The sequence below is a fragment of the Rhizobium sp. USDA 4016 genome (assembly GCF_056279705.1).
In genome coordinates this window covers 1,332,970-1,355,524 of record NZ_JBWCCY010000004.1, presented here as the reverse complement: position 1 = coordinate 1,355,524, position 22,555 = coordinate 1,332,970, and the positions used below count along the sequence as shown (strand labels likewise).

At 60.9% G+C, this 22,555-nt stretch carries 19 protein-coding genes and 1 other RNA gene; 1 reads left to right on the top strand and 19 read right to left on the bottom strand.

The window, feature by feature from the left end; all coding sequences use genetic code 11:
- Positions 1-32 precede the first annotated feature (32 nt).
- The 4 genes from ftsA to aqpZ form a co-directional block, all read right to left on the bottom strand.
- Positions 33-1,364, bottom strand: coding sequence for a cell division protein FtsA (gene ftsA / locus ACZ9DP_RS21765; RefSeq protein WP_022714376.1), 1,332 nt, complete (start codon positions 1,362-1,364; stop codon positions 33-35).
- Positions 1,361-2,293: a cell division protein FtsQ/DivIB gene (locus ACZ9DP_RS21760; protein ID WP_476203539.1), complete on the bottom strand. Its 933-nt coding sequence runs from the start codon at positions 2,291-2,293 to the stop codon at positions 1,361-1,363. The genes ftsA and ACZ9DP_RS21760 overlap by 4 nt, the downstream gene beginning before the upstream one ends.
- Complete coding sequence (locus ACZ9DP_RS21755; protein ID WP_476203538.1) at positions 2,281-3,207, bottom strand: D-alanine--D-alanine ligase; 927 nt, start codon at positions 3,205-3,207, stop codon at positions 2,281-2,283. The genes ACZ9DP_RS21760 and ACZ9DP_RS21755 overlap by 13 nt, the downstream gene beginning before the upstream one ends.
- A gap of 298 nt (positions 3,208-3,505) precedes the next feature.
- Positions 3,506-4,192 (bottom strand): aquaporin Z, encoded by a 687-nt coding sequence (gene aqpZ, locus ACZ9DP_RS21750; RefSeq protein ID WP_283068478.1) that lies wholly within the window; start codon positions 4,190-4,192, stop codon positions 3,506-3,508.
- A 252-nt stretch (positions 4,193-4,444) separates the two neighbouring features.
- Here aqpZ and ACZ9DP_RS21745 point away from each other — a divergent pair, with 252 nt between their 5' ends.
- Positions 4,445-5,749: an MFS transporter gene (locus ACZ9DP_RS21745; RefSeq protein WP_074068925.1), complete on the top strand. Its 1,305-nt coding sequence runs from the start codon at positions 4,445-4,447 to the stop codon at positions 5,747-5,749.
- Positions 5,750-5,849: 100 nt separating this feature from the next.
- On the opposite strand, the gene murB is transcribed toward ACZ9DP_RS21745, so the two are convergent.
- The 15 genes from murB to ACZ9DP_RS21670 form a co-directional block, all read right to left on the bottom strand.
- The gene (gene murB, locus ACZ9DP_RS21740) at positions 5,850-6,824 is read right to left on the bottom strand and encodes a UDP-N-acetylmuramate dehydrogenase (RefSeq protein WP_476203537.1); all 975 of its coding nucleotides are present in this window, start codon (positions 6,822-6,824) and stop codon (positions 5,850-5,852) included.
- Entirely contained in the window at positions 6,821-8,236 is a 1,416-nt protein-coding gene (murC, locus tag ACZ9DP_RS21735) for a UDP-N-acetylmuramate--L-alanine ligase (protein WP_194730032.1), read from the bottom strand. The genes murB and murC overlap by 4 nt, the downstream gene beginning before the upstream one ends.
- Complete coding sequence (gene murG, locus ACZ9DP_RS21730; protein WP_194730033.1) at positions 8,233-9,357, bottom strand: undecaprenyldiphospho-muramoylpentapeptide beta-N-acetylglucosaminyltransferase; 1,125 nt, start codon at positions 9,355-9,357, stop codon at positions 8,233-8,235. Before murG ends, murC begins: the two co-directional genes overlap by 4 nt.
- 191 nt (positions 9,358-9,548) lie before the next feature.
- Positions 9,549-10,703 (bottom strand): putative lipid II flippase FtsW, encoded by a 1,155-nt coding sequence (gene ftsW, locus ACZ9DP_RS21725; protein ID WP_476203536.1) that lies wholly within the window; start codon positions 10,701-10,703, stop codon positions 9,549-9,551.
- Position 10,704: 1 nt separating this feature from the next.
- On the bottom strand, positions 10,705-12,117 hold the full coding sequence (gene murD, locus ACZ9DP_RS21720) for a UDP-N-acetylmuramoyl-L-alanine--D-glutamate ligase (RefSeq protein WP_476203535.1): 1,413 nt from the start codon (positions 12,115-12,117) through the stop codon (positions 10,705-10,707).
- 7 nt (positions 12,118-12,124) lie between these two features.
- Positions 12,125-13,225, bottom strand: a complete 1,101-nt coding sequence (gene mraY, locus ACZ9DP_RS21715) for a phospho-N-acetylmuramoyl-pentapeptide-transferase (protein WP_022714365.1) — start codon at positions 13,223-13,225, stop codon at positions 12,125-12,127.
- 22 nt (positions 13,226-13,247) lie between these two features.
- Complete coding sequence (locus ACZ9DP_RS21710) at positions 13,248-14,681, bottom strand: UDP-N-acetylmuramoylalanyl-D-glutamyl-2,6-diaminopimelate--D-alanyl-D-alanine ligase (RefSeq protein WP_194730035.1); 1,434 nt, start codon at positions 14,679-14,681, stop codon at positions 13,248-13,250.
- A complete protein-coding gene (locus ACZ9DP_RS21705) occupies positions 14,678-16,195 on the bottom strand; it encodes a UDP-N-acetylmuramoyl-L-alanyl-D-glutamate--2,6-diaminopimelate ligase (protein WP_208644996.1) in 1,518 nt (505 codons plus the stop codon). The genes ACZ9DP_RS21710 and ACZ9DP_RS21705 overlap by 4 nt, the downstream gene beginning before the upstream one ends.
- Positions 16,196-16,201: 6 nt before the next feature.
- Entirely contained in the window at positions 16,202-17,953 is a 1,752-nt protein-coding gene (locus ACZ9DP_RS21700; RefSeq protein ID WP_476203534.1) for a peptidoglycan D,D-transpeptidase FtsI family protein, read from the bottom strand.
- 2 nt (positions 17,954-17,955) lie between these two features.
- Positions 17,956-18,396, bottom strand: coding sequence for a cell division protein FtsL (ftsL, locus tag ACZ9DP_RS21695; protein WP_476203533.1), 441 nt, complete (start codon positions 18,394-18,396; stop codon positions 17,956-17,958).
- Between the two features lies 1 nt (position 18,397).
- On the bottom strand, positions 18,398-19,423 hold the full coding sequence (gene rsmH / locus ACZ9DP_RS21690) for a 16S rRNA (cytosine(1402)-N(4))-methyltransferase RsmH (protein ID WP_476203532.1): 1,026 nt from the start codon (positions 19,421-19,423) through the stop codon (positions 18,398-18,400).
- 14 nt (positions 19,424-19,437) lie between these two features.
- Entirely contained in the window at positions 19,438-19,878 is a 441-nt protein-coding gene (gene mraZ / locus ACZ9DP_RS21685; protein ID WP_028739521.1) for a division/cell wall cluster transcriptional repressor MraZ, read from the bottom strand.
- Positions 19,879-20,294: 416 nt separating this feature from the next.
- An RNA gene (gene rnpB / locus ACZ9DP_RS21680) (RNase P RNA component class A) lies at positions 20,295-20,692 on the bottom strand.
- 56 nt (positions 20,693-20,748) lie between these two features.
- Positions 20,749-21,924, bottom strand: a complete 1,176-nt coding sequence (locus ACZ9DP_RS21675) for an NAD(P)/FAD-dependent oxidoreductase (RefSeq protein WP_476203531.1) — start codon at positions 21,922-21,924, stop codon at positions 20,749-20,751.
- 54 nt (positions 21,925-21,978) lie between these two features.
- The gene (locus ACZ9DP_RS21670; protein WP_074068935.1) at positions 21,979-22,542 is read right to left on the bottom strand and encodes a lytic transglycosylase domain-containing protein; all 564 of its coding nucleotides are present in this window, start codon (positions 22,540-22,542) and stop codon (positions 21,979-21,981) included.
- Positions 22,543-22,555 lie beyond the last annotated feature (13 nt).

Here is a 22,555-nt window from a genome sequence, read left to right as displayed (position 1 = left end):
CCGCATCGCCACGCCGGCCAATTCACTCAATATCAGAAGCTTTCCTTCAGCCACTGGCCCATCCGGGCGATGCGGCTGTTATTACCCCCAAGCGACATGAGCAGACCGCTCTGTGACGCATGTGTTTCCATGTCCGCGACCTGCGGATAGATCATCAGTCCGACCGCCGTCGAAAACGCCGGTCCCTTGGCTGCCGTCGGCAGACCCGAGACGCCCATCGGACGGCCGATGCGGACGTTGCGCGCCAGGATGCGCCGCGCCACTTCCGCAAGACCGGTCAACTGGCTTGCGCCGCCCGTCAGCACGACGCGCTTTCCGACGATCGGGCTGAAGCCCGAGCGCTGGATCCGGTCGCGGATCAATTCCATCGTTTCCTCGATGCGTGCACCGACGATGCGCGAAACGAGCGCGCGCGGCACCTGCGTCGGCTGATCGCGCTCGTCTTCCCCGATCGGCGGGATCGAGATGAGCTCGCGCTCGTCGGAGGAGTTCGAGAATGCCGAAGCGTGAACCACTTTCAGGCGCTCCGCGTCTTCGATGCGGGTCGAAAGGCCGCGCGCCAGATCGGTCGTGACGTGAAGGCCCCCAAGACCGACGGCATCCGTATGGACCAGCTTGCCTTCGGCAAAGACCGAGATCGTCGTCGCGCCGCCGCCCATATCGATCGCGCAGCAGCCGAGCTCGACCTCGTCGTCGACGAGAGCCGCCAGCCCGGAGGCGTAAGGTGTCGCAACGATGCCCTCGACGGAGAGATGCGCGCGATTGACGCTGAGCTCGAGGTTCTTCAATGCGGCACGTTCGGCGGTCACGACATGCATGTCGACGCCAAGCACATCGCCATACATCGCCAGCGGGTCGCGGATACCGCGTTCGCCATCGAGCGAGAAGCCGGTTGCGAGAGAGTGCAGCACGGCGCGATCCTGGCGCAGCGACTGCTGGCAGGCGGCTGCAAGCACCTTCTTGAGATCGTTGAGTTCGACTTCCTGGCCGCCGAGATCAATCGTCGCCGTGTAGATGTCGCTGCCCAGACGGCCGGCCGTCAGATTGACAATCAGGCTTTCGACGGTAAGGCCCGCCATACGCTCGGCCGCATCGACGGCAAGTCGGATGACACCTTCGAGCGCATCGAGATCGGCGATGACGCCGGTCTTGATGCCGCGGGAGCGCTGGTGGCCGATGCCGATGATTTCGATGTCGTGCGTGCGGCCCGGAAGAATCTCGCTCTCTTCGCGGGGCGTCAGGCGGCCGATCATGCAAACGACCTTGGTCGATCCGATGTCGAGCACCGAAACGATATGCGACCGCTTCGACGACAGCGGCTTCAGGCGCGGCAATCCGAAATGGGACGAACCGAACAAGCTCATATATTCTGCCCCGCCTTCTTCAAATCCTTGGTCCGCTGATCGACAACGACCTGCCGGCGCGCCACCGCCTCCGGAGTCAGTTGGATCGCGGTCCTGTCCACCAGCCTGAGATCGACCGCTGCGATGTCGCGCGCCAGAAGATCCTGTTCCTTGTTGAATTTCGACAGCCTGGCGAGCGCCTGATCGACATCGTCGGACGGCAGCTTCACCACCACGCCGTTATCCATGTGCAGGTCCCAGCGGCGGCCGGAGACCCAGACGTAAGCCTTCACGCGCGACGTGATGTCCGGCCACTTCGAAAACTCGCCTTCGAGCGAAGCCGCAGCACTTTCTGCATCTCGGCCGACAACGAGCGGCAACGTCGAAAACTTGTTGTCGCGAAGCGGTGCAATGACGCTGCCATTCCTTTCGATCAGCGAAAGCTCCTGCCCGTGCTGCCAGATCGCATAGGCCTGGCGCTCCTTGAGCTTGACCTCGATCGTCTTCGGATAAATCTTCCTGACCTCGACGCTTTCGACCCACGGAAGCTTGACGATCTTCCGGCGCGCAGCATCGACATCGAGCGCCACCAGCGACGTCGTTCCGTCGAGACCAAGAAGTTCAAAGATTTCGATTTCGGAGGTTTCGGAATTGCCGGAAACCTTCACATCCTCGATGGCGAAACCGGCAGCCGTCGTCGCCGCCTGCGCGACTGTTTCCGTATGGCCGCCGAGCGACATGCCGTAGAGGCCGGTCGCCGCGAAGAATGCAAGGGCAGAAATCGTCCCGGTATGCGCAGGAATATGGATTCGGCCAGTTCCGAGACTGACGAGGAAGCGCACCGCACGGCGCAGCGGACGCGGGAGAACCATCCGCCCATCGCCCTCAGCAAGAGCGACGCTCGGTTGACGGCTTGGGCGCCCTATCCTTTTGACCGTCAACGAGAACAAGAGGCGTCCTCCACCATCCAACGCAAGAATTCACCAAAGGAATAACCGGCATGGCCGGCCATTTCGGGCACAAGGGAGGTTGGCGTCATGCCCGGCTGGGTATTCACTTCCAGCCAGATAACTTCACCATCTTCGGAGAACCGGTCGTCGTAACGGAAGTCGGACCGACTGACCCCACGACAACCAATTGCTTGATGCGCCCTTAACGCCAATGTTTGTATTTTTTGGTAAATATTCGGTGAAATTTTCGCCGGGATGACGTGTTTTGAGCCGCCCGCAGCATACTTGGCATCATAGTCATAGAAGTTGTGACCCTGCGGCACCACTTCGGTCACGCCGAGAGCCTTGTCGCCCATGACACCGCATGTCAGTTCGCGGCCATAGACATACCGCTCGACGATGACCTCTTCGCCATAGCGCCACTCCGGCGAACTGATGATCTGTGGCGGATGGGCCTGATCCTCCTGAACGATCACGACACCGAAACTGGAGCCCTCCCGGACAGGCTTCACGACATAGGGCGGCTTCATTGGATGCTCGGCCGGAAAGGCGAAGCGATTGATGACTTCCGATTGCGCCACAGGGACGCCGGCCGCCGCTGCAACCCCCTTGGCCTTGCCCTTGTCCATCGCAAGCGCAGAGGCAAGAACGCCGGAATGCGTGTAGGGAATTTCGAGATATTCGAGGATGCCCTGGATGGTGCCATCCTCGCCGAAGGGGCCATGCAGCGCATTGAAGGCGACATCGGGACGAAGCCCCGCCAGCTTCGCAGAAATATCGCGATCGACATCGATCCGCGTAACCTGGAAGCCCTCGCCCTCGAGAGCATCCGCGCAAGCCGTTCCCGAAGACAGGCTCACCGGCCGCTCCGAGGAAAATCCGCCCATCAGGACAGCGACATGCTTGCGACTCATACGAACCCCCAAAATAAACCTCAGCCTGATTTTCGAGGCTTGCACCAAGCTTGCCCGCGAATCCGCTTCGCCTCAGACATGGGAGGGATATGACAACATTATGGTTAATGAAGTGTTTACTTTTATTAACCGGGTGCCTTCCCGAAAGGTTTCCACCCCTCAGGAACCCCTCTCGGCCTGCATGTTTCCGACTCGAAATCAGCGCGTTGCGGCGACATGCTGAAGTTCGCTCACAGCATGAAAAAACCCGCACAGATGATCCATGCGGGTTCGCCCGGACAGGCAGCGAAGGCCGCCCTCAGTCGTCCTTGTCGAGCAGTTTCCAGACAAGCCCGCCAAGCGCACCGCCGGCGATCGGCGCCAGCCAGAAGAGCCAAAGCTGCTGCAGGGCCCAGCCGCCGACAAAGAGAGCCTGGCCTGTCGAGCGGGCGGGATTGACGGATGTGTTCGTCACCGGGATCGAGATCAGGTGGATCAGCGTCAGCGCCAGGCCGATCGCAAGCGGCGCAAAGCCAGCGGGTGCCCTGCCATGCGTGGAGCCCAAAATGACGATCAGGAAGACCAGCGTCAGAGCGACTTCGATGACCAATGCCGAAGTCAGCGAATAGCCGCCGGGAGAATGCTCCCCATAGCCGTTGGAGGCAAAGCCTCCCAATTCAAAGCCGGCCTTGCCGCTTGCAACGAGATAGAGGAGAGCGGCGGCCGCAATGGCACCGATCACCTGCACGACGATATAGGGAACGAGGCGTCCCACCGGGAATCGGCCGGCGACCGCAAGGCCGACGGAAACGGCCGGATTGAAATGGCCTCCCGAAACGCCGCCCACGGCGTAAGCCATCGTCAGCACGGTCAGGCCGAATGCCAGTGAAACACCGGCAAAGCCGATTCCAAGGTCCGGAAAGGCTGCAGCAAGAACGGCACTGCCGCATCCGCCAAAGACCAGCCAGAACGTCCCCAAAAACTCTGCGATAAGCCTTTTTTGCATATTTCTTCCTTCAATCTCAATCAGAGAGCGAAGAAGGAAGTCGCCTAAAACTGATTCTCGTCAATCCCCTCAATTTCAGGTAGCGTTGGCCACGCAGCTAATCATAATACGCGAGACGAAAATCATCGCGGTGCGGCGGCATCGGATTTCATCACTTTCTTGCCCATTCGGCGTTTGCGCGGAATTAAAATTGCGTTAAGAGCCTTCGACCCTTTCCAAGGGCGCTCTTTATAAATCCCGAATGGAATAAAAATGTCTGACGCGATATCTCCCGTATCGCCGACCTCCGCTTCATCGAACAGTGCGCAAGTCAATTCGCCGGCGCGCGTTCTGATCGCGAGCCTTGTCGGCACCACGATCGAATTCTTTGATTTTTATGTCTATGCGACGGCAGCCGTCCTGGTCTTCCCGACGCTGTTCTTCCCGAACAACGATCCGACCACCGCCCTTCTCGCTTCCTTTGCCACCTTCTCGATCGCCTTCTTCGCCCGTCCGCTCGGTGCCGTTGTCTTCGGTCATTTCGGCGACAGGATCGGTCGCAAGACGACGCTGGTCGCCGCCCTCCTCACCATGGGTATTTCTACGGTCGTTATCGGCCTGCTGCCCTCCTACGGATCGATCGGCGTCGTGGCGCCGCTGCTGCTCGCATTGTGCCGGTTCGGCCAGGGCTTCGGCCTCGGCGGCGAATGGGGTGGCGCTGTTCTCCTCGCAACCGAGAATGCGCCGGAAGGCAAGCGCAGCTGGTACGGCATGTTCCCGCAGCTCGGCGCACCCGTCGGCCTCTTTCTCTCCTCCGGCGTCTTCTGGCTGCTGCTGCAGGTCATCTCGCAGGACGCGCTTTTGAGCTGGGGCTGGCGCGTTCCATTCATCGCCTCGATCGTCCTGATCGTCATCGGCCTGTGGGTTCGTCTCTCGATCACTGAAACACCGGCCTTCCAGAAGGCAATTGACAAGCATGAGCGTGTTGCCGTGCCGGTTGCGGAACTGTTCCGCAAGCACAAGCGCAGCTTGTTCCTAGGCACCTTCGTGGCGCTCGCGACCTTCGTGCTCTTCTATATCGGCTCGGCCTATCTGCTGTCCTACAACGTCAAGGTTCTGAAAATTCCCTTCCTGGACGCGCTGGAAATCCAGATTGTCGGCTCGGTCGCCTTCGGCATCTTCATCCCCGCCGCCGGCAGGCTCGCTGAAAGATTCGGACGCCGCGAAGTGCTGATCCTTACCACCGTCGTGATCGGTATCTTCTCGTTCTTCCTGCCCGGCCTGATGACCGGCGGCGAAGGCAGCATCGTCGTCTTCGCGATTGTCGCCATGGCACTCATGGGCATGACATACGGCCTGATCGGTACCGCGCTGGCGGCCCCCTTCCCGACCGCAGTGCGCTACACCGGCTCGTCGATCACCTTCAATCTTGCCGGCATCTTCGGCGCCTCGCTGGCCCCCTATATCGCCACCTGGCTGCAGACGAACTACGGCATGCTTTATGTCGGCTACTATCTCGGCCTTGCTGCCGTGATCACGCTGATCTCAATCCTGGCATCGGGCCGCGACGAAGTCTGATCGAGACTGCCTCCAGGTCAATCAAAGGCCGCGGCGGTTTCCCGTCGCGGCCTTTTTCATTACTGGCAATCGACTGGCCGTTCTGGATAGATAAAAACGGCTATTCGCTGGTCACACCCTGGAACGGGCGCACCTCGCGGCCCGGCATGAAGACGCCGAGGCGCTTGATTTCCCATTCGAGCTTGACGCCGGAATTTTCGAAGACTTCACGGCGAACCTGCTCGCCGAGATATTCGAGATCGTAGCCCGTCGCCTGCCCCATATTGATCATGAAATTGCAATGAAGCGACGACATCTGCGCGCCGCCGATGACGAGACCCCGGCAGCCCGCTTCGTCGATCAGCTTCCAGGCCGAATGACCTTGGGGATTCTTGAAGGTCGAACCACCGGTCTTCTCGCGGATCGGCTGCACCGTCTCGCGGTGATTGCGCACCGCATCCATATCGGCGCGGATCTTCGCCCGGTCCTCCGGATAGCCCTCGAAAAGCACGGAGGTGAAGATGAGATCAGGTGAGGCCGTGGAATGACGGTAGGAATATCCCATGTCTGCATTCGACAGCACGAGCTTGTTGCCCTTGCGGTCGATGGCATTGACCTCGACCAAGCGATCGCGGGTCTCGCTGCCATTGGCGCCGGCGTTCATGCGCGCCGCACCGCCGATGCTGCCCGGGATGCCATAGAAGAAATGGAGGCCGCCGATGCCGTTGTCCATCGCCATCGCGGCCACATGCTTGTCCGGGCAGATGGCACCGGCGAGAATGCGGTTGTCGCCCGCAAGCTCGACCGAACCGAAGCCCTTGGCAGAAAGCCGCAAGACGACGCCCGGAATGCCGCCATCGCGCACGAGAATGTTCGAACCGACGCCCACGACCGTCAGCGGCACCTCTTCCGGCAGGATTTTCAGGAATGCGATAAGGTCCGCCTCGTCGTGCGGCTGGAACATCAGCTCGGCAAGACCGCCAGCATGGAACCAGGTGACACGGTCCATGGGGGCATCCGGCGTGATACGGCCCCGGATCTCCTTCACACCTTCTCCGAGAGACTCGAGAAGCTTTTCCCCATTCACCTGTTTCATGCAGACTTTCCCGAAAGACCTTCCAGTTGCTTGGGCAGCGAGACTGCCCAGTAAGTTATATTCCCAGCCCCTAAGAGAACCACAAAATCGCCGGGCTTTGCAATGTCCGCGACCATTTCAGGCAAAAGCTCCTGATGAGCGAGGAAGCGCGCGTCGCGATGGCCACCCGCTTTGATGCGGGAAACGAGTGCCTCGGAATCCACGCCTTCGATCGGATCTTCGCCCGCGGCATAGACCGGAGCAAGGAAAATGCTGTCGGCATCGTTGAAACAGGCGGCAAACTCTTCGAACAGGCTGGAAAGGCGCGTGTAGCGATGCGGCTGATGAACGGTGATGACGCGGCCCTTGCAGGCTTCGCGCGCGGCCTTCAGCACGGCCTTGATCTCGACCGGATGATGGCCGTAGTCATCAAAGATCTGCACGCCGTTCCATTCGCCGGTCAGCGTAAAGCGGCGCTTGACGCCGCCGAAGGAGGCGAGACCCTTTGCGATGTCGGCGCTCGAAATGCCGAGGCGGTTGGCAACCGCAATCGCTGCCGTTGCATTCGAAATGTTATGTCGGCCGGGCATCGGCATCACGAGATTGTCGAGCCTGATGACCTGTCCCGTGCGGCGGCGGCGGATTTCGACGTCGAAGATCGACCGTGCACCGTCGATGCGCACATTCATGAAGCGCACGTCGGCCTGCGGATTTTCACCATAGGTAATGACCTTACGGTCTTCGATGCGGCCGACGAGAGCCTGGACTTCCGGATGATCGAGGCACATGACGCCGAAGCCGTAGAAGGGCACGTTCTCGACGAACTGCCGGAAGGCGGCGCGCACGGCGTCGAAATTGCCGTAGTGGTCGAGATGTTCCGGATCGATGTTGGTCACCACCGCGACGTCAGCGGGCAGCTTCAGAAATGTGCCGTCCGACTCGTCGGCCTCGACCACCATCCACTCGCCCTCGCCCATGCGTGCATTCGTGCCGTAGGCATTGATGATGCCGCCGTTGATGACGGTCGGATCGAGCCCGCCTGCTTCGAGCAGCGTGGCGACGAGCGATGTCGTCGTCGTCTTTCCATGCGTGCCACCGATGGCGATTGCATTGCGGAAGCGCATCAGTTCGGCGAGCATTTCGGCGCGGCGCACGACCGGCAGCAGCTTCTCGCGCGCGGCGATAAGCTCCGGATTGTCCTTCTTGATGGCGGTCGAGACGACCACAACTTCAGCATCACCCAGGTTTTCCGCCTTGTGGCCGACGAAGACTTCGATGCCCTTGTCACGCAGGCGCTGCACGTTGGCGCTGTCGGCCTGGTCCGATCCCTGCACGCGGTGGCCGAGATTATGCAGCACCTCGGCGATACCGCTCATGCCGATCCCGCCGATCCCGATGAAATGGACGAGGCCGATCGCCTTCGGCATTTTCATGACTGTGTCCCCTTGAACTGTGCAATTGTGCGTCCGGCGGCAATAGCCTCAACCATGCCGGCAAGCAAGTTCGCAGCGTCCGGTTTCCCGGCCTGCTTTGCGGCTGCCGCCATCCGGGCGAGCTTTTGCGGGTCGTTCATCACATGAGTCAGGATCGAAGCGATCTTCTCCGGCGAGAGCTCCGATTGTGCGATGACCTTCGCGCCACCGGTCGCGGCAAGGGCTGCGGCGTTCGCCGCCTGATCGTGATCAAGTGCATGCGGATAAGGCACAAGCACGGCCGGACGGCCAATGACCGAAATTTCCGAAACGGTCGAGGCGCCCGAGCGGCAGATCACCAGATGCGCATTTGCAAGGCGCTCCGCCATATCGGTGAAGAACGGCGCGATATCCGCCCCCATCTCAAGCCTGGCCACACAGCCGCTCACCATTTCCATGTCTTCGGGGCGCACCTGCTGGGTAATGCGCAACCGCGCACGCAACTCGTCGTCAAGCAGGCTGATCGCCGTCGGCATCGCCTTGGAGAAATATTGCGCCCCCTGGCTGCCGCCGAAGACGACGAGATTGAAGGGCTCTCCGGCATGGGAAGGCTTGTATGGCACCTTCGCCGCTTCGATGATCGCCGGACGCACCGGATTGCCGGTGGTCACGGTCTTCTCGGAATAAGCGCCGCCATTCTCCGGCAGGAAACCGCCGGCGATCGCCTGCACGCGTTGCGCCAGCGCCTTGTTGGCGCGGCCCATCACGGCGTTCTGTTCGTGGATCATCGACGGCACGCCGAGGCGCGTGGCGGCAAGCAGCGGCGGCACGGTCGGATAGCCGCCGAAACCAACGACGACCGCAGGCTTCAGCCGCTGGATCAGTTTCTTGGCGGCACGCATTCCGGTCCACAGCGTCCACAGCGAACGCGCGACTGCGACCGGGTTCTTCGAGCCGATCGTCGCCGACGGCACGACGTGGATTTCATCCGCGGGGAATTTGCCGGCAAAGCGCTCGGCACGGCTGTCCGTCACGAGATGCACGGAATAACCGCGCGCCTTCAGCTCGTATGCCAAAGCCTCTGCTGGAAACACGTGGCCGCCGGTGCCCCCGGCGGCGAGCAGGATGATACCTTTGCTCATCGGTAGGTTCGCCTTTCAACCAGGCAGCCGCCCCTCATCCGCCTGGCGGCACCTTCTCCCCGTATTGACGGGGAGAAGAACGCATGCCGCAACTTCTTAGTACCCCTCACCGTCTCATGGGGCACGTCCCCTCTCCCGGCAAGCGGGCAGTGGGTTAGGGTGGGGGACAATTTAGACGGCACGGGCATATTTTACTCCGCCGGCATTCCGTGCGGCACGCGGAAGAGGCTCCGCTCCTGTGCACGTTTTTCCGGGCGATGGCGCGTCAGCGCGAGAATTAAACCGGCGGTCACGCAGATCGCGACCATGGACGAGCCGCCGTAGGAAATCAGCGGCAGCGTCATGCCTTTTGCCGGAAGCAGCTCGAGATTGACGCCGATATTGATGATCGACTGGATGCCCATCTGAAGCACGAGCCCCGCGACGGCAAACCGGTTGAAGTCGTTCTTCTCCTTATATGCGTGCGATAGCCCCCTCAAAACAAGGACCGTGAAGAGCAGAACGAGCGCGATGCAGAAGATGATGCCGAATTCCTCGGCGGCGACCGAGAAGATGAAGTCGGTATGCGCGTCCGGGATGATGCGCTTGACGATGCCCTCCCCCGGTCCTTTACCAAACCAGTCGCCGCGGATGATGGCCTCGCGCGCAGTGTCGATCTGGAACGTGTCGCCCTCGCCGGTCATGAATTTGTCTATTCGCCCCGCCACGTGCGGGAAGACGTAGTAGGCGCTGAGCAGCCCGCCAGCACCGCCGGCGCCGAGCAGGATGATCCATATCCAGGGCATGCCCGCCATGAAGAACATGCCACCCCACACGGCCGTCGTCAGGATCGTCTGGCCAAGGTCAGGTTGGGCGACGAGCAGAGCCGCGACCATCCCAAAGAGGATGATCGCAAAGAGGTTGCCCGGGATTTCCGGCTGACGCGCATGCTCTGCAAAGAGCCAAGCACAGACGACGACGAAGGCGGGCTTCATGAATTCCGACGGCTGGACCGAGATGCCGGCAAGCGTCACCCAGCGTCGGGAGCCTTTGACCTCGATGCCGAAGAAAAGTGCCAGGACCATCATGGCGAGCGAGATGACAAGCAGTAGGATGGCGGTCCGTCGCACCTGCCGCGGCGTCAGAAAGGAAAGCCCGATCATGACGGCGATCGAGGGGATCATGAAAGCCGCGTGGCGCTTCACAAAATGGAACGGCTCGAGCCCGATGCGCTCGGCAACCGCGGGCGAGGCCGCAAAGGAGAGCATGAAGCCGACGCCCATCAGGAAGATGAACATCGCCAGAAAAAAGCGGTCGATGGTCCAAAACCAATCGGCCAAAGGCCCACGTTCCGCACGGCTCACCATGTCATTTATCTCCTGTTGCCGAACCGACCAGCATAGTCACTCCGTCGAGCGCTGCCACATGGCTGACAAATGCATCGCCCCTGACTTCGAAGTTCTTGTACTGGTCGAAGCTTGCGCAAGCCGGGGATAACATCACCGCGGATGGACCAGTGTCATCTTTTTCCGCATCGGCCGCGGCATGGGTAACCGCGCGTTCCAGCGTCCCCGAAATCTCGTAGGGCACCGCCTCGCCGAGCGTCGCGGCAAATTCCGCCGCCGCTTCGCCGATCAGATAAGCCTTGGCGATGCGCGGGAAGAACGGTGCAAGCGTCGTGATGCCTCCCGCCTTCGGCAGACCACCGGCGATCCAGTAAATGCGATCGTAGCTGGAAAGCGCGGGCGCTGCGGCGTCTGCGTTAGTCGCCTTCGAATCGTTGACGAAGACGACGTTGCCGCGTGTCCCGACCGGCTGCATGCGATGTTTGAGGCCGGGGAAGGAGGCAAGCCCGGTGCGAATCTCTTCGGCCGAAACGCCGACGGCAAGGCAGGCGGCGACCGCCGCAGCGGCATTCTGCGCATTGTGGCCGCCGCGTAGCGTCTGGATGCCGTCGAGATCGGCAAGCGGCAGAGCCGCAGCCGAAGAAGCCTGTATGAGCTTCGTACCCTCGGCATAGATTCCATCGGCCAGCGGATGGCGGCGCGAAATGCGGACGACCTTCGTTCCTGCCCGCTCGACGCGATCAGCGATCATTTCGCAATGACTGTCATCGACGCCAACGATAGCGGTGCCGCTGCCGGCAACCAGGCGCTCCTTGATGCCGGCATAGTGCTGTATCGTGCCGTGACGATCGAGATGATCAGGCGTCAGGTTGAGCAGGATGCCAGCAGAGGGATCCAGCGTCGGCGCCAGATCAATCTGGTAGGAGGAGCACTCGACGACATAGTAGCGTCCGGCCTTCGGCGGATCGAGCGTCAGCACGGCCGTTCCGATGTTGCCGCCAAGCTGCGTGTCGCGGCCGCTGGATTTCAGGATATGGGCAATCAGCGCGGTCGTCGTCGACTTGCCGTTCGTGCCTGTGATGGCGATGAACGGGCAATCCGGCGCATGCGCCCGGCGCTCGCGCACGAAGAGTTCGACATCGCCAACGATATCGACACTGGCGGCGCGGGCGAGATCGACCGTCCAATGCGGTTTCGGATGCGTGAGCGGCACACCCGGAGACAGAACGAAGAGCGACTGAACGCTCCAATCGATGCTTCGCAGGTCCGCGGTATGGATTCCCTCGGCGGCCGCCTTGGTGACACTGTCCGGATTGTCGTCCCAGGCCGTGACATGGGCGCCGCCCAGAATGAGCGCGCGGGCCGTTGCAAATCCGGACCCGCCAAGCCCGAATAGGGCGACCTTCTTTCCTGCAAACGTCGTGACAGGAATCATGTCCGCCTCACCGCAGCTTGAGGGTCGAAAGGCCGAGCATCGCAAGGCCGACGGCGATGATCCAGAAGCGGATCACCACTTGGCTTTCGGTCCAGCCCTTCTTCTCGAAATGGTGATGGATCGGCGCCATCAAGAAGACGCGGCGCCCGGTCATTTTGAAGAAGCCGACCTGGATGATGACCGAGAGCGTTTCTGCAACGAAGAGACCGCCGATGATTGCCATGACGATCTCGTGCTTGGTCGCGACCGCAACGGTGCCGATCGTGCCGCCGAGCGCCAGCGAACCCGTATCGCCCATGAAGATTGCGGCGGGCGGCGCATTGAACCAGAGGAAGCCGAGGCCTGCACCGATGACTGCGCCGAGAACCACGGCAAGTTCGCCCGTGCCGGGCACGAAGTTGATCTGCAGGTAGTTCGCAAAGACCGCATTACCGGCAAGATAGGCGATGATACCGAAGGAGGCGGCGGCAATCATCACCGGAACGATCGCTAGACCATCGAGACCGTCCGTCAGGTTGACGGCGTTGCCCGCCGAAACGATGACGAAGCCACCGAAGGCCACGAACACGATGCCGAGATTGATCAGGAAATCCTTGAAGAAAGGGAATGCGACCGAGGAGCCGAAGGTCGAGCCTGCGGTACCGGAGGCAAGCGCGGTGCGCATCATGAAATAGACGGCGATGCCGGCAATCACGAACTCTATGCCGAGACGCGCCTTGCCCGAGAACCCCTTATCGCTCTGTTTCGTGACCTTGAGATAGTCGTCGTAAAAGCCGATCGCGCCGAAGCCGAGGGTAACGAGCAGCGTCGCGACAACATAGACGTTGGAAAGGTCGGCCCACAGAAGCGAGGCGCCGACGATGCCTGCGAGGATCATCAGCCCGCCCATGGTCGGCGTGCCGGCCTTCTTGAAGTGCGTCTGCGGCCCGTCGGCGCGGATCGGCTGGCCCTTTCCCTGGCGGATTCGGAGCGAGTTGATGATCATCGGCCCGAAGAGGAAGACGATCAGTGCGGACGTGAAGAGAGAGGCGCCTGTACGGAAGGTAATGTATCTGAACAAGTTCAGAAATTTCAGTTGGTCCGACAGTTCGACTAGCCAAATCAGCATTCGGGGCCCCTTGTTTACCCGGTCAAAGTTCGCGTTGCGTGTCTACAAATGGCGCAAACCTGTCAAGGATCGCAGCGACAATCTTGCCGAAGCCTATCCCCAAAGACGATTTCACCATCAACACGTCGCCAGGCGCGACCGAGTTCAATACATATTCCGTCAGTTCTTCCGTCTTCTCGCGGTATTCGATCTGCACGCTGTCGGGAAGCGATTCCTTCAGCGCCAGCATGTCCTTGCCCGCAAGCCAGACATGTTCGATGCCGGCCGCAAGCAGCGGCCCGGATAGGTCGGAATGAACCTTTTGCGCGTATTCGCCCATTTCCAGCATGTCGCCGAGCACGGCGATGCGGCGCCCGCGGCCTGCCGGACCGGCTGTGGCAAGCAGCGCGATCGCCGCGCGCATCGAGGCGGGGTTGGCGTTGTAGCTTTCGTCGATCAGCGTGAAGCTGCCGTTTCCGATCGACAACTTGTGGCGGCGACCCCTGCCCTTTTCGGGCTGCAGGGTGGCCAGCGCTGCGATCGCCTTGTCGAGGTCCGCGTTAACGAGCGTGACGATGCCGAGAGCGGCCAGCGCATTTTCCGCAATATGCCGTCCGGGCGCGCCGATCGCCACTTCGAACGTGTCGCCGTCGATCGTCAGCCAGAGCGCCGAGCTTTCGTCCGAACCGTTGAATTCCGCAAGGCGGAACTCGGCCTTCGCGTGCTGGCCGAAGGAATGGATATTCTCGATGCCGAGCGACTGCGCCGTCCGTTCGAGGAAATTGTATTGGTCGCTGTCGCGGTTGAGCACGACATGCCCGCCGTGCACCAAGCCTTCGAAAACCTCCGCCTTCGCCGCGGCGATTTCCTTGATGCTCTTGAAATTGCCGAGATGCGCGGGAGCGATCGTCGTGACGACGGCGACATGCGGCCGGATCATCTTCACCAGCGGCCGGATTTCGCCCGGGTGGTTCATGCCGACTTCAAAGACGCCGAAGTGCGTGTCGAGCGGCATGCGTGCCAGTGTCAAGGGCACGCCCCAATGGTTGTTGAAGGAGGCGACGGAGGCGTGCACCTTTCCGGACGGCGAAAGCACGTGGCGAAGCATCTCCTTGGTCGTCGTCTTCCCGACAGAGCCCGTCACCGCAATGATCTGAGCCCGCGAACGCTGACGCGACGCGACGGCAAGCCGACCGAGGGCTGCGAGCACATCGTCGACGACGATCATCGGAACAGTCAATCGGCCAAGCCCCGGAAGGCGGGCTTCGCTGACGACGAGAAGTGCAGCACCGTTCGCCATCGCCATCGAGGCGAAGTCATGGCCGTCGACCCGGTCGCCCTTGATGGCGAAGAAGGCTTCGCCGGTACCGATCGAGCGGCTGTCTATGGAAATGCCGGTGATGCCTTCAGGAAGCGTGCCGAACGGACGGCCCGCCATGGCGGCAATCATGTCATCGGTGGTCCAAAGCCAGTTCACGATTTCAGCTCCTCCAAAGCTTCGCGCACTTCGGCGTGGTCCGAGAACGGCAGCGTCACACTCCCGATGGTCTGCCCTTCTTCATGCCCCTTGCCTGCAACGATGAGTGTGTCGCCGGATTTCAGCATGCCGACGGCCTCGTAGATCGCCTCCGAACGGTCTCCGATCTCGGTGGCGCATGGCGCCGCAGCCATGATCTCGGCTCGGATCGAGGCCGGCTCCTCGGAACGCGGATTGTCGTCCGTGACGATCACCACATCGGCCAGGCGGCAGGCGATCTCACCCATGATCGGACGCTTGCCCCGGTCGCGGTCGCCGCCGCAGCCGAAGACAAGGATCACGCGCCCGGTCGTGAAGGGACGCACGGAATTCAGTACATTTTCCAGCGCATCCGGCTTGTGGGCGTAATCGACATAAGCAAGCGCGCCATCCTTCGTATGGCCGACGAGTTCGAGACGCCCCGAGGCGCCCTGCAGCTTTTCAAGCGCGGCCATCGCGATCTTGGCTGAAACGCCGGTGGACATGGCAAGCGCCGCGGCAACCAGCCCATTGGCGACCTGAAAATCGCCGGCGAGCGGAATATCGACCTCGAAAATCTCGTCACCGCAATGAACTTCGGCGATCTGCTTGTGACGGAAGTGCTCGACCCGCTTCAGCGCCAGATAGTCCCCTTTGCGGCCGACGGTGCGGACATCGTGGCCAGCATCCTTCGCCGCTTTGATCGCCTGCTCGGACCAGGCATCGTCGGCGAAGATGACGGCAGGCGAACCCTTCGGCAGCAACGTATCGAAAAGCCGCATCTTGGCGGCCATGTAGCTTTCGACGGTCGGATGATAATCCATGTGATCGCGGCCGAGATTGGTGAAGGCGGCAGCCGAAAGCTTCACGCCATCCAGACGGCACTGATCGAGACCGTGGCTCGATGCCTCCATCGAAGCGTGCGTCACGCCCTCGTCAGCGAGATCGGCCAGCAGCTTGTGCAGCGAAACCGGATCGGGCGTCGTCAGCGAGCCGTATTCGTTGCGCATCGGCGAAACGACGCCGGTCGTGCCGATCATGGCCGCCGGATGTCCGGCATAGGCCCAGATCTGGCGCGTGAAGGAAGCGACGGAGGTTTTGCCCGCCGTGCCGGTTACGGCAACCATCGTCTGAGGCTGCCTGCCATAGAAATGCGATGCGGCGACGGAGAGAAAACGGCGCGGTTCCTTGACCGCCAGGACAGGAATGGGAGCCTCGACGGCTTGAGCCGACACGGCAAGGGTCGCGCCATGTTTGGCGGCATCGGCGATATAGACCGCGCCGTCCGCCTTCGAGCCGGCCACCGCAATGAACGCCATTCCGGCTTCGATCTTGCGGCTATCGGCTGAAAGCCCGGAAATCTCCAGCCCGCCTACCGGCCCTTCGAGTTGCTCCTTGATTTCCGGAAACGCGCTTCCGGCTATGTCCCGCAGTTTCATCGAATGTCTTTTCTCTCTCACGCCGCCCACCCCACGCGAATCGGCGCTGGTATTCATTCACACTCAATAAGACACCAGCAAGGCCGATCCGTCTTGGCCAAATTGCGGTTCGATACCGAGGATGGGTGCGGCACGCCGGATGATGTTCTTGACCATTGGCGCAGCCGTGTAGGCAGCGATGTTCTGGCCCTTTTCGCCGTTATGTGGCTCGTCGCAGAAGGTCAGCACGACATATTGCGGATTATCGATCGGGAACGCCGCGATGAAAGCGTTGAAATTCAAATCATTCGCGTAGCGGCCGTTGACGACCTTGTCGGCCGTGCCCGTCTTGCCGCCAACGTTGAAGCCTGGCACGTCGGCGTTGCGTCCCGAACCTTTGAGGCCGTTCAGCTTGAACAGGTAGCGGATTTCGTCGCTGGTGCTCTTCTTGACGACGACCTCGGCCGTCTCGTCTGCCTGGTCACGGGTGCGCGGCAGGAAGGTCGGCTCGATGAGCTTGCCGCCGTTGACGAGGGCTGCGCCGGCAACGGCCGTCTGCAGCGGTGTCGTCGAGACGCCATGGCCGAAAGAGATCGTGATCGAGTTGATCTTCTTCCAGATCTTCGGCTGGCTCGGCATCTTCACTTCCGGCAGTTCCGTCCGCATCTTGGTCAGCAGCCCAAAGCGCGTCAGATAGTCCTTCTGCAGGTCCATGCCGACGATATCGATCATCTTCGCCGTGCCGATGTTCGACGAATATTCAAAGATTTCCGGCACGGTCAGCCAGCGGCGCTGACCGTGGAAATCGTTGATCGTAAAGCCGCCGATGCGGATCGGGCGGCTCGCATCGAAGCTGTCGTTAATGCTGACCTTGCCGCTGTCGAGCGCCATGGCCGTGCTGAAGGTCTTGAAGGTCGAGCCCATTTCGAACGTGCCGTTCGACATGCGGTTCAGCCAGCCTTCCTTGGCGCCCTCTTCCGGATTATTGGGGTCGAAGTCCGGCGCTGAGGCCATGCCGAGCACTTCGCCGGTATGAATATTAAGGACGACCGCGCCCGCGCCCTTGGCTTCGTAGTTGGTGACCGCGTTTATCACGACGTCGCGCACGATGTTCTGAACGCGCAGGTCGATCGAGAGCTTGACCGGCTCGAGCGGCTGATCGCTGGTCATTCCTACCGATGCCAGGTCGGCAAGGCCCTGGTCGTCGATGTATTTTTCCATGCCCGCGACGCCGCGGTTGTCGATGTTGACGTAACCGAGAATATGCGAGGCCGTCGGACCACCCGGGTAGAAGCGACGCTTTTCCGGACGGAAACCGATACCGGGTATGCCGAGCGCCAGAATCTGGCTCTGCTGCTTCGGGGTCAGCTGGCGGCGAAGCCACGCGAAATGCGAACTCTTGACCGAGAGCTTCTTGTAAGTGCCCTTCACGTCGAGATCGGGCAGGACAGTCGCAAGCTTCTCGATTGCCTCATCGGCATCGACGATCTTGTTCGGTTCGGCAAAAAGGGAAACCGTGCGGATGTCGGTCGCCAGCACTTCGCCGTTGCGATCGAGGATGTCGGGCCGCGACGCCATCAGGCGGTCCGGTGGCAGGATGCTGGAAACGACTTCCGGATCCTTCATCCCATATTCGACCAGGCGGCCGCCGATGACGCCGTAAAGCGCGGTGAACCCGATGATCAGCAGGCCGACGCGGCTTTTGGCCTGACCGGACTTCTTCTTGCGCGAGCCTTCAAGCGGCAAGCTGCCCGACGGGCCACCGAAGCGGTTATAGACGCCGGAGGAGAAATGCGCCTGGCTTTTCAGGACCATGATGCGAGAGAGAAACGACATGGCTACTCCACAGATCCCGTTGACATCAGATCCTCTTCTTCCGCCCGCGGTGCCGGAGTGGGAACCGGCTGCGCCTTGGCAGCACCGGCCGTACCTGCGCTTGCACCAGGCTTCTGGCCGTTCTTCGCCTCGGTGATTTCCGGAACCGGAACCTGTGATTTCAACATCGGCAATTCGCGCATATGGACGAGCGCGGTGGAGTCCGTCGGCTGCAACTTCAGTTCGCCATTATAGGTGTTCACCAGCCGCTCCAGCCGGTTCGGCTGCGATTGCAGCGCCCAGTCGGCCTTGAGCAGATCGATCGTATCCTTTTCGAGCTTGATCTCGGCTTCGAGGCGATGAACCTCTTCGAGCTTCAATTCTGCGCGGTGCTTGATTGTATAGGTCACGGTGGCCGCTGCCGTCATGACGCCGATGAGCACAAAGTCGAACGTTCTCAGCATATCAACCCCCAAGCTTTCCGAGGCTGGCAAGACTGGGCAATCCGAAGATCGACATATCCCCAGCTTCGGCCGGCGCCTTGGTACGCGTGCCGGCCCGCAGCTTGGCCGAACGCGCCCGCGGATTGGCCTCGGCTTCAGCCTTACCTGCAGCAATCATGGATTTACCGATTGGTTCGAAGGTCGCCGCGCGCTCATGGGCGATCGGCAGATGGCGCGAGCCTGAAGCTTTGCCCGCGCGGTCGGAGAAGAATTTCTTGACGATCCGGTCTTCCAGCGAATGGAAGGTGACGACCACGAGACGGCCGCCGGGCTTCAAGACGCGCTCGGCGGCAAAGAGCGCCTGCCCGAGCTCGCCAAGCTCGTCATTGACGAAGATGCGAAGCGCCTGGAAAACGCGGGTCGCCGGATGAATCTTGTCCTTCATCTTGCGCGGCGTCACCACCTCGATGAGCCCGGCGAGATCGCGCGTCGTTTCGAACGGCTTTTCGGCCCGGCGCTTCTCGATGGCATGTGCGATACGCGGCGCCTGATCTTCTTCACCGAGGAAATGGAAGATGCGGATGAGTTCGGCGACCTTTGCGCGATTGACGACGTCGGCGGCAGAAACGCCGGAAGCAGACATGCGCATGTCGAGCGGGCCGCTCTTCTGGAAGGAGAAACCGCGCTCGGCCTCATCGATCTGCATCGAGGAAACACCGATGTCGAGCACGACGCCGTCGAGTCCACTCTCAGGCGCATGATCGGCCAGGCTGGAAAACTGCGAATGCGTGAGCTTCAGGCGGCCGCCATAGGCTGCAACCATGTCCTGGCCGGCCGCAATTGCCGTCGGATCCCGATCCAGCGCGATCACATCGGCGCCAGCTTCGAGAATGGCCGATGTGTAGCCGCCGGCACCAAAGGTTCCATCGAGAATGATTTTGCCGGAAGCCGGCTGAAGTGCTGAAAGCACTTCAGCAAGAAGAACCGGAATGTGGCGAACCGGTCCGCCACCGGCATCAGTTGAACCTCCGCCAGGATTCGCCGCCATTCCGTACCCTCGTTCTATCCGGAGCGCCTGCCCGCCAGCCTGCGCTCCCCTCGTGCCTGTATCTGGGCCGCCTGGAATGCCTGCGGCTGCCACAGCTGAAAATGGTCCGCCCGACCGACGAAGGCCACCTCGTCCGAGATGCCGGTAAAGTCGCGGATGAAGTCCGTGACCATCAGCCGCCCCTCGGCGTCGAGCTTCATGAAGACCCCGCCCCCATGGATAAGAAGCGACATCTCGTTCGCATCCGGCGAAAACGGATCCTCCGCAGCGATCTGCCGCTCGAACCTTTCGAGAAGATCCGGGCCGCCGACGCTGATCGCCGGAAACACAAAGTCCTGAAAGCAATAGAGCTCCTGGACGTTGCGCTGCGCCAGAACGGAGCGAAAGGCCGCGGGCACGGAAACCCTGCCCTTGGAATCGATCCGGTTGGTCGCATTCGAAAGGAAGCGGCTCATGACACGAAACATCCGTTCCCGAAAGAGCCCGAGCAGAATTCAGATGCCCGGAACCCTCAAATTCAGACACAGCTTCACCAGCCGGATGAACGAAAATCCATCCGGCGCCTCCGGAAAGGAAGACGCCTTGGCTTTGCGATTGACGGGCGTTTGATTGCCCTCGTGCAGTGCATTTATGGGATATCATGGGACCATATGGGCGTCAATGGGAAACGCCCGTCTCGCGATGAGCGCAGTATCGAAAATTTATAAGCTGTTAAGTTTAACAAAGGGTTAGGATCGACATTTCCGCTGTCCCAGAAAGCATCGATGAGAAAAAGACGTCCGCACGACGGCACATGCGCGATCACGCGCAAAAATCGCGAACAATCAGAGGATTACGGATCGGCGCCCGAAATCCGACGCCACAGAAGTTAATCGCCAGTTGGCCTGTAAGCCGGGTTCTGTATGGCTCCGGCCGAAGCCGGAACGTGGCAGCCATTCCTCTGGGACAGCGTTTGCACGCTGCCTCACGCAACCCACCCGGATGACTGACCCGGAAACCGGCCGGCGGGCTTTCGCCCGCCACGTCATCCCTATTCGGTCTTGCTCCCGGTGGGGTTTACCGTGCCGTCGCCGTTGCCGGAGACGCGGTGGGCTCTTACCCCACCCTTTCACCCTTACCTGCGCAAGCGCAGGCGGTTTGCTTTCTGTGGCACTTTCCCTGAGGTCGCCCTCGCCGGACGTTATCCGGCACCGTATTTCCGTGGAGCCCGGACTTTCCTCACCTTACCGCCTTTCGACATTGGTAAAGCGCGGCTGCCCGGCCAACTGGCACGGCTCAAATAGCCGAGAGTGCCGCCAATTGCCACTGGAAATATACGGATGACATTACCGGAAAGAAGGTTTGAAATCGGTAGCGTAGCCCTGATCCCCGATTTCACCCTTAAACAACAGCTCAGCCCCAAGACGGCCAATCTCGTCGGAACTCTTCGCCGAAGTGCCGGAGCAGCCGGTCAGCACCGCAAACAGTGGAGACGAAGTATAGCCGATCATCGGATAACGGCTCTTCGTATGCGAGACGGCGCAGGCCGCCGTCGAAACGGAAAGCGGCCGCAGATCCGGAACAAGACGGCGGACAATCGCCATGAGATGGTCGCGCACCGCCGGCCGGCCGTCGGTCCGGAACCAGGCACGCAAATCCTTCTCGGTCTTAAGTAGGTAGTCATCGGGATCGCCGCCGATCTTCAGATAGAATTTCAGGTCAGGATAGCGGATCGGAGGCAGCAGATAGATGTCGGTCTCCGGCGCCTCGACGATCAAGGACGGCATGGCGGCAAACTCTGCGGCCTGCGCCTCGTTCACCTCGAACAGTGCGACCGTGCGCCCATGAACCGACATATCAACCGATTGCGGCAACAGATTCTCGCCAATGGAAAAACCGCCTGCCGCAAGCAGCACTTTTTCCGCCGAGTAGACCTTGCCGCCCGAGGTCTCGACAACAGCAACCCCGCCCGCCTCGCGGATCGCCGTCACAGCGTCGCGAACGACTGTTGCACCCGCCTTTTCCGCAATGATCGACTGCGCCTCCACCAGTTTGCGCGGACTGATATGGCCGGCGCCCTTTACCTGGAATACGCTCTCGCAGCCGTCCGGCAGGGCAAAGAATGGAAACGCTGCTTTGAGGCTCGCCTCGTCGAGCAGCTTCGTTTCGACACCAAGCGATGCAGCGGCTTTGGTCGCGTTGACGATATAGTCGCTCTGGGCCGGCGCCACGAAGGCGCAACCCGCTTCGGTGTAGAATGTGATGCCGCTCTCTGCTTCGATCTCAGCATATCGGGCGATGGAACGATTGGCGAGCAGCGCCCAGTCGCGATCCGGATCGACGGTCCGGGTGATGCGGCCCTCGTCGTAATGGCTGGCGAAAACACCCTGATGCGCCTTGCGATTTTCCGGTTCGTCTGGACCGATCACGGCAACGCCGTCCGTCTGTCTCGCCAGATGCTTCGCCGCCGCCGCGCCCATCATGCCGCGGCCGACGACGATATATTTGAAATCAGCCGCCATATCTCACCTCGCTATGAGGTCCAGATAGCACGGCGGCCGACGCGATTCATATTCTTAAATCGAGGTTTGCGCTGCGCTTGACATAAGAGTCAGCACTTTGCCGCAATAGGCCTTTGAGATCGGGTTCATCTTCCGTGCGCCGTGGCCGGCATTGTATTTGAGGATGGTGTTGCAGGTCTGCCCGCCGCCGAGCTCGTGGGCAGCCGCTAGATATTTCATCCCATATTTGATGTTCGTTTCCGGATCGAAGAGGCCCTTCTTCGTTCCCGAATAACCCATCATGCGCGCCGTTGCCGGCTTGATCTGCATGAGGCCGATCTCGCCTGCGCTGCCGCGTGCCTTCGGGTTGAAATTGCTCTCGACACGGACGACGGCGTGGGCAAGCTCGACAGGCACGTCATATTGCTCGGCGTATTTGGCAATTAGAACGGAATACTTATTGGCCGTGAAATCGGGCATTGCATAACCGCTTTGGCGGTCGACGGTCTTGAAAAGGACCGTCTGGGTTTTCTCGTTGCCGTCATTGTTTTTATTACCTGCATCGCCAGCAACAGCGCAGCCGTACCCTGCCAGCAGCAGACTTGCGCATGCCGCTGCACCAATAATCAAATGTCTCATGTAGTCTAGTTAC